The 12,223-nt window shown below is 47.2% G+C and carries 8 protein-coding genes; 4 read left to right on the forward strand and 4 right to left on the reverse strand.

Annotation, left to right across the window (positions count from 1 at the left end; genetic code table 11):
• Positions 1-43: 43 nt before the first annotated feature.
• The 3 genes from DWZ03_RS15230 to DWZ03_RS15240 all read right to left on the reverse strand — a co-directional run bounded on the left by DWZ03_RS15230 (position 44) and on the right by DWZ03_RS15240 (position 6,029).
• Positions 44-1,828, reverse strand: a complete 1,785-nt coding sequence (locus tag DWZ03_RS15230; RefSeq protein WP_016273168.1) for a RagB/SusD family nutrient uptake outer membrane protein — start codon at positions 1,826-1,828, stop codon at positions 44-46.
• Between the two features lie 19 nt (positions 1,829-1,847).
• Positions 1,848-4,919, reverse strand: coding sequence for a SusC/RagA family TonB-linked outer membrane protein (locus DWZ03_RS15235; protein WP_119993015.1), 3,072 nt, complete (start codon positions 4,917-4,919; stop codon positions 1,848-1,850).
• Between the two features lie 258 nt (positions 4,920-5,177).
• A complete protein-coding gene (locus DWZ03_RS15240; protein WP_120130364.1) occupies positions 5,178-6,029 on the reverse strand; it encodes a patatin family protein in 852 nt (283 codons plus the stop codon).
• Positions 6,030-6,124: 95 nt separating this feature from the next.
• Between DWZ03_RS15240 and DWZ03_RS15245 the strand changes: the two genes are divergently transcribed.
• On the forward strand, positions 6,125-7,324 hold the full coding sequence (locus DWZ03_RS15245; protein ID WP_034525503.1) for an aminopeptidase C: 1,200 nt from the start codon (positions 6,125-6,127) through the stop codon (positions 7,322-7,324).
• A 44-nt stretch (positions 7,325-7,368) separates the two neighbouring features.
• On the opposite strand, the gene DWZ03_RS15250 is transcribed toward DWZ03_RS15245, so the two are convergent.
• Entirely contained in the window at positions 7,369-9,129 is a 1,761-nt protein-coding gene (locus DWZ03_RS15250; RefSeq protein ID WP_118940697.1) for a 1-deoxy-D-xylulose-5-phosphate synthase, read from the reverse strand.
• Positions 9,130-9,465: 336 nt separating this feature from the next.
• Between DWZ03_RS15250 and DWZ03_RS15255 the strand changes: the two genes are divergently transcribed.
• Genes DWZ03_RS15255 through DWZ03_RS15265 form a run of 3 tightly spaced genes read left to right on the forward strand, consistent with a single transcriptional unit; the run spans position 9,466 to position 12,219 of the window.
• On the forward strand, positions 9,466-10,359 hold the full coding sequence (locus tag DWZ03_RS15255; RefSeq protein WP_057281742.1) for an electron transfer flavoprotein subunit beta/FixA family protein: 894 nt from the start codon (positions 9,466-9,468) through the stop codon (positions 10,357-10,359).
• A gap of 4 nt (positions 10,360-10,363) precedes the next feature.
• A complete protein-coding gene (locus tag DWZ03_RS15260) occupies positions 10,364-11,383 on the forward strand; it encodes an electron transfer flavoprotein subunit alpha/FixB family protein (RefSeq protein WP_005835598.1) in 1,020 nt (339 codons plus the stop codon).
• 14 nt (positions 11,384-11,397) lie between these two features.
• Positions 11,398-12,219 carry an energy transducer TonB gene (locus tag DWZ03_RS15265; protein ID WP_117601572.1) on the forward strand — a complete coding sequence of 274 codons (822 nt, stop codon included), beginning with the start codon at positions 11,398-11,400 and terminating at the stop codon, positions 12,217-12,219.
• The last annotated feature ends 4 nt before the right edge of the window (positions 12,220-12,223 follow it).

The raw sequence follows: 12,223 nt of genomic DNA on the forward strand, positions 1-12,223 counted from the left end.
AACAAACGTTTCCCCTCCCTTGCGTTTTCATTTCAAAATATAATTAGTTGAACGGAGCATAACCGGGATTCTGTACATACTTGCCTCCAGAAAATCCGTATTGATTGTTCGGAACCGGATAATACTCATCCTTTCCACCCGTAAAGTGCGCATTGGCATAATAAATGCGATTGTCTGACTCCGCGGTAATGTACTTGTTCATGGTTGTTTCCACTATGCCCCAACGGACCAGGTCGAAGAAACGTTCACCTTCCAAAGCCTTCTCCAGACGTGTTTCCCAACGGAGGGCCTGACGGGCATAATCCTGATTCCAGACATCAGCAGGATAAGGATTGACAAGGTAGTTGGCCGCATATTTGGAATGGTCGTTGAAATCCTTTACATAGGCACTGTTCCGGGCACGATTGCGTATCTGATTAATCAAATCACGGGCAGTTTCGAGTCCATCGCCTTCATTGAGTTCAATAAGAGCCTCAGCTTTCCAAAGAAGAATATCTGCGTAACGTATAATCTGCCAGTTCAACTGTGAAGCCCCCCAAGGCCAGCCATTAAACATATCACTACTTTCCGGAGAAACCCAGAAGCGCTTCGCGCAATTATAGCCATAAGTTTCCTTATCACGCACCCATCCCTCACATGGCTTGTCTGGGTAAGTTTTCCAAGTTATAGTAGGACGGCCCACAACAAAATCGAGACGCGGGTCTACATTGGGAGTCGTGTTTTGTAAAGTATAAACCCCATTGTTCAATACCGCCCAACTATAATCAGACTTTGACTGATAATTAAAATCGGGCAGACCGTTTGCATCTGTCTGATAAGCATTAATCAGGTCTTGGCTGGGCAGGAAGAAACCGTCACCTCCGTAAGGGCTGCCTCCACCCGGAGAATTCAACAGATTGCTCCAGTTGATGCGGCCGGCACTTTCGGTACCGTCATTCATGGAATATTGAATGGCAAAAACAGACTCTTTACCGTTTTCATTAGCTACTAAATCCAATCCCTGGAAATCGTCAAGCAAACCGTAACGGTTGCTGGCAGTCACTTGGTCGCAAAGCGAAACGACTTCCCTCAGCAGCTCTTTATTGATGGAAGTTACGGCATGCGTAGTCTCATCTTGCTGATACGCTTGGTACAGCTTGATTTTAGCCGCATAGGCCAGTGCTATATATTTATGAATACGCCCTACCTCCGACTGTGATGCAGGAAGCAGTTCGGCGGCATCAAGCATCTCCTTGGCCAGCATACTCAGAATCTCGTCACGGGTAAACTCATTGTTCGGAATATCCGGATATTGGGAAATCTCAACGTTCTCATCAAAATAAGGTATCTTGTTGAAAAGGCGGCTCAATTCAAAGTAATAATGGGCACGAAGCACTTTCATCTCCGCAATACGGGATACACGTCCGTTCACCTGCTCATCTGTTGCAGCATTCAGAACGCGCAATGCAGAGTTACAACGCTGTACACTGCAATATAGATGGTACCACTTGCTGTCCAGAAATCCATTGGTTGCATCCATATCAAATGTCTCCATACGGTGCACTTCATTAAGGTCACCAACACCACCACCGCCTTTATAGGCATTATCCGAACGTACCTCACCATAGGTCCAATTGGAAGTAGGATGACACCATACACTCCAGCTCTGTCCTTCGGGACCACCCAAAGCTGCATACGCGGCATTCACCAAAAGGTCGGCACCTTCTGTAGAAGTCATAATATCTTCATTCAAGCTACCCTGGGGCTTCAAATCCAGGAAACGGTCTTCATTACAGCTTGCAGTCATCAGCGCTACTACGCCAAGCATATATAAATGTTTCAATTTCATGATAGTATAGTTTTAAAGTTTAGAAACCAAATGATAATCCCAAAGAGAACGTACGGGGCAACGGATAAGGATAACCCAGACCTTCAGGGTCGGCACCTGTATAACCGGTAATCGTAAACAAATTCTGAGCCTGGAAATAAATGCGCGCATGACGCATCTTCATCTTGTCGAGAACTGCTTTAGGAAGCGTGTAACCCAATGTCAGACTTTTCAGCTTGATATACGAACCATTTTCAATATAGAACTCAGATACTTCGTGCTCATTGTTGCTGTTAAGAGTGGTCAAAGCAGGTACACTGCTATTGTAAACACCCGTCTTTTCAAAGTTCTCATAAGCATGCATGGCATCGAGCAGGCGGGTAGAGTGATTACCGGTCCAGCATTGGAATAAATCCGTATAATATTTGGAGTTGTTATAGGCATCACGAATCATACCGTTGAAGAACATGCTGAGGTCAAAGCCTTTCCAAGATGCCCCAAGATTCAGACCTGCAATCACTTTCGGATTGTCAGAACCCAACCATACACGGTCGTTCGTATCAATCGTACCGTTACCATCAGCATCCACGTATTTGATACGTCCTACTCCGGGAGCGCCAAACTGCACATTATATTTGGATTTATACTCATCCACCTCCTGCTGGGTACGGAACACTCCATCTGTCTTGAAGCCCATCCATGAACCGAACGGTTGGCCAACCAAAGTCTTGTCAACCCCATTACCGCCACCATAAGTATAGTAAATTTCTTCCGTCAGCTCTGTCACTTCATTTTTGTAATATGAAAGGTTGAATGCTACATTATACTGGAAATCCTTTACCTTATCATTCCAGGTCAGTGCCATCTCGAAACCTTTATTGTTCATCGTACCACCATTATACCAGCAGTAACCACCCTCGCCAATGACAGCGATATACGGTTTCTCCACAAGCATATCACTTGTCTTCTTATCAAAATAATCGAGAGAAGCACTCAGACGTCCGTTCAGGAAAGCGGCGTCCACACCGATATTGAGCTGTCTTGTACTCTCCCACTTCAAATCGGGATTGGTAGACCTCACTTTGTAACCACCGGGAGCCAAAGTCGTTCCATCACCGTTCATGTTGTAGCTTGCATCCTTCAGACTAATCAAGTATTTTGTATAGGGAGCCTCATTATCAATAATATCGTTACCATTGACACCCCATGAAGCACGTAGTTTCAAATCAGCCAACCAATCCCTGGTCGCTTCCATAAACTTCTCACTTGAAATGCGCCAGCCTGCCGACACTGAAGGGAAGTAATCCACATTATTACCCTTTGCCAAGCGGGAAGAAGCATCACGGCGCACCGTAACAGAGGCCAAATACCGTCCTTCATAATCATAGTTCACTTTACCAAAGTAAGACACCATACCATAATTGGAAGCACCGGCACCTACATTCTTACCGGCAGTCACACCGTCGAGATAAATATAATCTTCATCTTCTACAGCCAGTCCCGTACCATAACCGAACATGGATTCCGAATGGTTCTTCTTGGCTTCTGTACCAAGAAGTGCAGTCAGATTGTTCTTTCCAAAAGCTTTGCTATAAGTCACGGTATTGGTCCATACCCAATCCAGTCTTTTGTTGGATGATTGAGTCAGCTTATTGACCTCATCGCGTGCCCATGCCGGCTCAAAAGTTTTGTTGGTTTCATCATAATAATTCATACCGAAATTGGTTTTCAGCACCAGGTTCTTAATCGGTTCAATTTCAAGGAATGCATTACCAAAGATACGCCAGTAATCATGTTTGTTCTGTTTTTCATTCTCCAACAAACGTGCCATATTGGGGGCATCACCCAAAACATCATTGATGGCATCGTTATAATTGCCATTCTCATCATAAACCGTCTTGGCAGGATGCTGTTTGATGGCATTCTCATCTACACCGGCCGGACTGAGGGTCTGTGTCCAACGATTGATGGCAACGTTCTCGCCGATACGCAAGCGATTGTCAAGATAATGATAGTTAGAACTGATGCGGGTATTGATACGCTGGAAATTCGTATTCTCTACCAGACCGTCATGGTCGAGATAGTTCAACGCTAACGAGAAGGCACCATTGTCAGAGCCCTTTGAAAGTGTCGCACTATAATTCTGCATCAAGGCAGTGCGATAAACCACATCGCGCCAATCCGTATCAACGGCATGTACTTTAGCTCCATTCAGGCCGATATAGTCTTGAAGTTGGGGAGTTGCACCATTACCATATATTTCGCTGCTTGGCGTAGCTCCATTATTGGCATACTTATAAGCCGACCAATAAACCTGACCCCACGCATCTGCATTCAACATATCAAAGCCACATTGATAGGTCTGCAAAGTCAACGACATATCAAAATCCACACGGGTCTCCCCTTTCTTGGCACGTTTGGTAGTAATGATAATCACACCATTGGCAGCCTGTGCACCATAAATAGAAGCGGAAGCGGCATCCTTCAATACCTGAATGGATTCTACATCATTGGAAGAAAGGATAGACGAGATGTTCTCACGGGTCATCACACCGTCAATGACATAAAGCGGGGAATTGGCATCATTTCGGAAAGATGACTTACCACGGACCAATGTAGAAGTATTTCCACCGCCCGGTGTGCCGTCAGTCGTAATGTTCATACCGGCAACACGTCCCTGCAAGCTCGACAACACATTTCCCGTAGGAATATCTGCTACATCCTTCATCTTGACCACAGCCACCGAACCAGTCAAACTGGCCTTCTTCTCGGACATATAGCCGGTCACTACTACTTCATCAATCAACTGGGAATCTTCCGTCAACTCAATGCGTAAAGTGGGCCGTGCCTTTACTGTAACGGTTTTATATCCTATATAGGATACAGACAATGTGGCACCGGAAGCTACAGACAGAGTGAAATTTCCGTCAATATCCGTAATTGTTCCATTACTGTTGGAACCTACTTCCATGACAGAAGCACCGATAATGGATTCACCACTCGATTTTTCAACGACAGTACCTTTTACCTGGACTTGCTGGGCAAAGGAATAGATGCCCGCAAAGAGAAGCACAATTAGTGTGCAAAGCCTGAGACTAATGCTTTTCAACATATCTATTAATTTAAAGTTAGTAATAAACCAATTCTGCAATTGAGTTTTGTGTCAGCAAAATTAAGCGAAACCAGGATTTGCACCTATAACAAATGTTACGAAAGGTGGTATTTTTGATACATCCCCTTTCTAAAGGTATTCTACGCGTGTTTTTTGCTAAATAAACTTTAGCTTTAGCAGCAAATTAATAGAAAAGAATGAAAACAATATGGGAGCAGATGCTAATTGCACCAGCTCTCATAGTATACTCTCTCAGAATCAAAAACGAAAAGCAAAATGTTCCGCACACCGGTATCCTTCTTCATAAAGCTCCGTCAGCTTCTTGATGTCACGCTCGATGCGGTCTACCACTACCGGCTTCTGTGGACGGATCACAACGATTTCCCCGGCGGCTTCCATCCGTTCCACCTGCTCCAACTGTTGATTATAGACAATACTGCGGCGGTTGATGGCTTCACGCAATAGCGGATATTTCTTATATATAAAAGGTGGAACCTTCGTTCCCTGAATTTCCTTACGGTACCCATGATTGCGCGTCAACACCACTACATTATTGATAAATCCATCCTGACGGGCACGCATCAAAGGGATACTGTCCACAATACCTCCATCCAGCATCGGGATGTTGTCCACGTAGGTAATGGGACAGACAAACGGCAGACTGCTCGAAGCACGCACAATATCAATGACGCGCTCTTTACTCCGCTTCTCCTCAAAATAGTTCGCTTCGCCCGTCTCGCAGTTGGTAGTTACCATCACATAACGTTCGGGACAATGAAAGTATGCCTCGTAGTCGTAGGGAAGTATGTGTTCCGGAAACTCCTGGAACAACAAGTCGAAATCCATGATATTCCGCTTCTTCAACAGATACTTCAATCCGATGTAATTGTATTTTTCCAGCAAGTCGATATTGCTGTACTTGGCACGCCCGCGCTGACCGGACATATAAGAAAGTCCGTTGCAGGCTCCGGCACTGACGCCGATGGTATAGGGAAAGCGAATGCCACGATCCATAAAGCTGTCGAGCACACCGCAAGTGAAGACGCCGCGCATACCGCCGCCCTCCAAAACAAGACCGCTATGGTCGTCGATACGTATTATTTTCTCCATAAGTGTCAGAATTAACGCTTCAAAGATAGCTTTTGTTTACGATATTCTGCCTATATTTGCAGTTGCAACTATAAATCTATAACATTTTAATTATGATGAAGAAATCAATACTGATGGCTGCATTGGGTTTATTAAGTTTAAACACAATAGCACAAGACACTCCGAAAGAGGAAGGTTTCATTTTTACAACCGTAAAAGAAAATCCTATCACTTCTGTTAAGAACCAAAACCGTGCCGGTACATGCTGGTGCTATTCCGGACTGGCATTCATCGAATCCGAACTGCTCCGCATGGGCAAAGGCGAATACGACTTTTCTGAAATGTTTATCGTACACAACACCTATCTGGACCGTGCCGACAAGGCAGTGCGTACACATGGTGACGTTTCGTTCTCACAAGGCGGTTCGTTCTACGATGTAATTTATGGTATGAAAACTTTCGGTCTGGTGCCCGAAGAGGAAATGCGTCCGGGCGTTATGTATGGCGACACGCTGAGCAACCACACCGAATTGACAGCCGTATCTGATGCCGTAGTGGCAGCCATTGCCAAGGGAAGACACCGCAGCCTGCAAGCAGACAAGGAAAATAACCCGCTTTGGAAGAAGGCCATCACTGCCATCCACGACATCTATCTGGGCGAACGTCCCGAGAAGTTCACCTACAAAGGCAAGGAATATACTCCGAAGTCTTTCTATGAATCTACCGGACTGAATGCAGATGACTATATCTCACTGACTTCCTATACCCACCATCCCTTCTACCAGCCGTTCGTCCTGGAAATACAAGACAACTGGCGTTGGGCTTCTTCCTACAACTTGCCTATCGACGAGTTGATGGAAGTGTTTGACAACGCTATCAATAAGGGTTACACCATTGCATGGGGTAGTGACGTAAGCGAACAAGGCTTCACACGCGACGGTATAGCCGTAATGCCCGATGCAGAAAAGGTGCAAGAACTGAGCGGTTCGGACATGGCACACTGGCTGAAAATGAAACCCGAAGAAAAGAAACTGAACAGCAAGCCTCAACCGCAGAAGTGGTGCACACAAGAAGAGCGCCAGCTGGCATACGACAACTGGGAAACTACTGACGACCACGGTATGCTGATTTACGGTATAGCCAAAGACCAGGAAGGCAACGAATACTATATGGTAAAGAACTCTTGGGGTGAAGCCGGAAAGTACAAAGGGCTGTGGTATGCTTCCAAAGCTTTCGTGCGCTATAAAACAATGAACATCATTGTGCACAAGGATGCACTGCCTAAGGATATTGCCAAGAAACTGGGTATTAAATAAATAAAAGAAGGAGATGCAGTTTGATGCATCTCCTTCTTCAATTCTTACCAAATCCTACAGATATCTTCCACAATCTGCGGAACCGTCAACCGATTCTTCTTCAACTGCTCCTCCACATCGTAACGGTCGATAAACTCTTTCTTCACACCATAGTTCAACACCTTCATATCCGACGGACCGTAGTAGCGGGCAATCTTCTCGCCAAAGCCACCATCCAGCACTCCGTCCTCAAGAGTAATGACCAGTGCATGGTCCTGCTTCAGGTCATCGAGCAAAGCCTCGTCCACACCCGTGATGTAGCGGGGATTGACAAGCGTGGCATCCACTCCTTTTTCTTCCTTCAACCGGGCAGCCACGGCTTCGCCCAACTGATAGAAAGAGCCCAGTCCCAATATGGCAACCTTCTCTCCACGATGGGACACCTCATAACGGTTCAGCGTCTTGCCGTAATCCTTCTCCGGTTCTACATTCCTGCGGACAACCCCATTGGCCGGCACGCGGATGGCAACCGGATGTTCCGTCTGACGGATCCCCCACTCCAGCATTGCCATATACTCCTCACGACAAGTAGGTGCCAGATAAACCATATTCGGAATATTGCCAATGACCGGAATATCGAAAAGACAAAGATGGGTAACGTCGTTCATACTCGACAAGCTTCCCCAGAAAACAAGAATCAGTGCAGGATTATTGTTGATGCAGAGGTCTTGCGACAGCTGGTCGTAGGCGCGCTGGATAAAGGTGCTGTAGACGCCGAATACCGGCTTTCCACCTCCGGCAGCAATGGCAGAAGCCATGGCAACAGCCTGTTCTTCGGCAATGCCCATATCGATGAACTGGCGACCAGCCTCCTTGCGTCGCTCCGGTGTAAAGCCGAATACCGTGGGTGTGCCTGCGGTGATGCCCACCACAGTCGGGTCTTTCTTCATCTCCTGCAACAGATAACCAGCGGTAAGGTCGGCATAGTCTTCATCCTCTCCAGGCTCACCGGTCAGATTGCCGGTCTCAAGGTCGAACGGAACACTGTAATGGAAACGTTCTTTTTGCTCTTCCGCCAATTTGTATCCTTTACCTTTCAAGGTATTGATATGTACCACAACCGGATGCTTCTTGTCCTTCACTTCACGGAAAGCCTCTATCAATTGCTCCACGTTATTGCCATCCTTCACATAGAGATAATCATATCCCATTGCCTTAAAATAGTTGCAGGGAGCCTGCCCCTCCGTTTCGCGCAACTGTTGCAGATTACGGTATAGCCCGCCATGATTCTCGGCAATGGACATCTGGTTATCGTTGACAATGACGATGAAGTTCGTGCCCAGTTCGGCACCTACATTCAATCCTTCGAAAGCTTCACCACCACTTAGCGAGCCATCGCCGATGACCGCAATCACATTACCCGTCTCACCCTTCAGGTCGCGTGCCTTGGCAAGCCCGCTTGCCAGACTGACGGAGGTAGAGGTATGCCCGATAACGAAAAAGTCATGCTCACTTTCCGACGGTTCGGAATATCCGGAGACTTCGTCATACTCGTCCGCATTCATAAACGCTGCCCGGCGGCCTGTCAATATCTTATGGGTATAACTTTGGTGAGACACGTCATAGACTATCTTGTCCGTTGGTGAATCGAACACGTAATGCAGGGCTATGGTGGCTTCTACCATTCCCAGGTTGGGACCTACGTGTCCTCCGTGAGAGCTTAACTTGTTTAACAACACCTGGCGGATTTCTCCACCTAATCCGTTCATCTCGCTGACTGATAACTTTTTCACGTCAGCAGGGGAATTTACTTTTTCAATATACATATTCTATAATAACATTTAAGTAGCGATGCTTGTTTATCCGATGCCGCCCGTCGTGCAGGCCTCATCCGGACGCTGCAAAAGTACAGAGGAAACGGGAACGGAAAGGTAGATAAATTACCGGTTTTATTACCTTTTTTACAGATATAGAGCCAACTGATATTTGCGCAAAATCCCTCAACTTGTGCATTTTTCACCCCATTTTCTTGTCAAACCCAACTCTTTCCGTAAATTTGCAGGCTGATAATGAGTTAACCGGCCAATTTCAGTAGCAGGATTCTACTACTCCTATTCCCGGTACTGACATACAAAGAAATACTAATACTAATAATTAATAGCATGAGTTTGAAAATTGTTGTATTGGCAAAACAAGTTCCCGACACACGCAACGTTGGGAAAGATGCCATGAAAGCCGACGGAACCATCAACCGCGCGGCACTCCCTGCCATCTTCAACCCCGAAGACCTGAACGCTCTTGAGCAGGCTCTCCGACTGAAAGATGAACATCCGGGCTCCACCGTTACCATCCTGACCATGGGACCGGGACGTGCAGCCGAAGTTATTCGTGAAGGACTTTACCGTGGTGCCGACAACGGCTATCTGCTGACCGACCGCGCCTTTGCAGGTGCCGATACGCTTGCCACTTCGTATGCCCTTGCCACAGCCATCAAGAAGATAGGCGACTATGACGTCATCATTGGCGGACGCCAGGCCATCGACGGCGATACCGCCCAAGTAGGCCCGCAGGTTGCCGAAAAGCTGGGGCTGACGCAAGTGACCTACGCAGAAGAGATTCTGAACGTGGACAAAGCCGCCAAGAAAATTACCGTGAAACGTCATATCGACGGGGGTGTGGAAACCGTTGAGGCTCCCCTGCCCATAGTCATCACCGTAAACGGAAGTGCCGCTCCCTGCCGCCCGCGCAATGCCAAACTGGTGCAGAAGTACAAACGCGCCCTCGGTGCCCAGGAAAAAGCTGCCATCACCAAGGAAAGCGCTGGGCTTGCCTACGCCGACCTCTACGAGAAATATCCCTATCTGAACATCACGGAATGGAGCGTTGCCGACGTGAACGGCGACCTTGCACAATGCGGTCTGAGCGGCTCGCCCACCAAGGTGAAGACCATTCAGAACATTTCATTCCAGGCCAAAGAAAGCAAAACGCTGACGGGCAGCGACAAGGATGTAGAAGATTTGATTGTTGAACTGTTAGCTAACCATACGATAGGATAAGATTATGAATAATGTATTTGTATATTTAGAGATAGAAGGCACAACAGTTGCCGACGTCAGTCTCGAACTCTTGACCAAAGGTCGTAAATTAGCCAATCAGTTGGGCTGTCAACTGGAGGCAGTTGCTGCCGGCAATAATCTGGTAGGCATTGAAAAGCAGGTATTGCCCTTCGGAGTAGACAAACTCCACGTATTCGACGCTCCGGGCTTGTTCCCCTATACTTCCCTTCCCCACTCCTCTATCCTCATCAATTTGTTCAAAGAAGAAAAGCCGCAAATCTGCCTGATGGGCGCCACCGTTATCGGTCGCGACCTCGGTCCGCGCGTTTCTTCCGCTTTGACCAGCGGACTGACTGCCGACTGTACCTCACTGGAAATCGGCAACCACGAAGACAAGAAGGAAGGCAAGGTTTACGAGAACCTGCTGTATCAAATCCGTCCCGCATTCGGCGGTAACATCGTTGCCACGATTGTGAATCCCGAGCACCGTCCGCAGATGGCAACCGTTCGCGAAGGTGTGATGAAGAAAGAGATTCTGGACGCCGACTATAAGGGCGAAGTCATCAACCACGACGTTGCCAAGTACGTGCCCGAGACGGACTATGTGGTAAAAGTCATCGACCGCCACGTAGAAAAGGCAAAACATAACCTGAAAGGCGCTCCCATCGTGATTGCCGGAGGCTACGGCATGGGAAGCAAGGAAGGCTTTGACATGTTGTTCGAGCTTGCCAAAGAACTCCATGCTGAGGTAGGCGCCAGCCGTGCTGCCGTCGATGCCGGTTATGCCGACCATGACCGCCAGATTGGCCAGACCGGTGTCACTGTCCGCCCCAAACTGTATATTGCTTGCGGCATCAGCGGACAAATCCAGCACATTGCCGGTATGCAGGAAAGTGGTATTATCATCTCCATCAACAATGACGAGAACGCTCCCATCAACACGATTGCCGACTACGTCATCAACGGTACGGTGGAAGAGGTTATCCCGAAGATGATTAAGTATTATAAATCACACAGTAAATAACAATAAAGGTAATCATGAAAGGGCTGATTCTTATATTTGTTCTTCTTTCAGGTATATCTTCCGCTATCGCTCAAGAGAAACTCTGGTTGGACAAGAATTACCAATGGACGGACGACTCCATCCAAGCAGTCAGGTATGCTCTTGTTTCCAAGATAAACAAAAAGTGCATCAAGGTGGAAGAGTATGCTTTGGAAGGACAAAAGAAGGATGTCTGGCATTTCTCCGAATACAAAAGCAATCCCCGCAAAAGGATAAGGGAAGGCTTGCATACATCATTCTATGCAAACGGCAAGGACAGCCTGACAGAAGTATATAGAGACAATCGCTTGGAGGGGCAAACCATGGTGTATTATCCCGACGGTGCCATACATCTGGCCCGGAGCTACAGTGATGGGAAACTTGACGGAACACTCCTGCAATACTATCCCGATGGAAAACTTCGTAGAAAGGAACACTATTCAGAGAATCAGTGCACCGATGGAAAGATGTTCGACAAGCACGGAACTGAAATGGCACATCAGCCGTATTTCGTATTTCCATCCTTCCCCGGAGGAATAGAGAACCTCATGAAACTGGTGGCCAATGTTACCAAATATCCGGAAGACGCCTGGAAGCAAAAGGCAGAAGGAAGGGTAATCCTGCAGTTTGTTGTAGACGAAGAAGGCAAGATGACCTATCCAAAAATCCTCCAGTCCGTGCGCTATGACATCGATAAAGAAGCCATACGTGCTTTCAAGGCCATTGCCGACGTCTACCGTTGGTCGCCCGGCTATCAGGACGGAGAGGCCAAGCGAGTGAAATTCACAATGCCCCTATACTTCAGAATACCTAAATAACCAA

Source organism: Bacteroides sp. AF29-11, assembly GCF_003602895.1.
GTDB lineage: Bacteria > Bacteroidota > Bacteroidia > Bacteroidales > Bacteroidaceae > Bacteroides > Bacteroides uniformis.

Excerpts from the sequence above, each read along its gene's own strand:
- DWZ03_RS15230 (WP_016273168.1), bottom strand. The coding sequence starts at position 1,828 with ATGAAATTGAAACATTTATATATGCTTGGCGTAGTAGCGCTGATGACT.
- DWZ03_RS15245 (WP_034525503.1), top strand. The coding sequence starts at position 6,125 with ATGAAGAAATCAATACTGATGGCTGCATTGGGTTTATTAAGTTTAAAC.
- DWZ03_RS15255 (WP_057281742.1), top strand. The coding sequence starts at position 9,466 with ATGAGTTTGAAAATTGTTGTATTGGCAAAACAAGTTCCCGACACACGC.
- DWZ03_RS15240 (WP_120130364.1), bottom strand. The coding sequence starts at position 6,029 with ATGGAGAAAATAATACGTATCGACGACCATAGCGGTCTTGTTTTGGAG.
- DWZ03_RS15250 (WP_118940697.1), bottom strand. The coding sequence starts at position 9,129 with ATGTATATTGAAAAAGTAAATTCCCCTGCTGACGTGAAAAAGTTATCA.
- DWZ03_RS15260 (WP_005835598.1), top strand. The coding sequence starts at position 10,364 with ATGAATAATGTATTTGTATATTTAGAGATAGAAGGCACAACAGTTGCC.
- DWZ03_RS15265 (WP_117601572.1), top strand. The coding sequence starts at position 11,398 with ATGAAAGGGCTGATTCTTATATTTGTTCTTCTTTCAGGTATATCTTCC.
- DWZ03_RS15235 (WP_119993015.1), bottom strand. The coding sequence starts at position 4,919 with ATGTTGAAAAGCATTAGTCTCAGGCTTTGCACACTAATTGTGCTTCTC.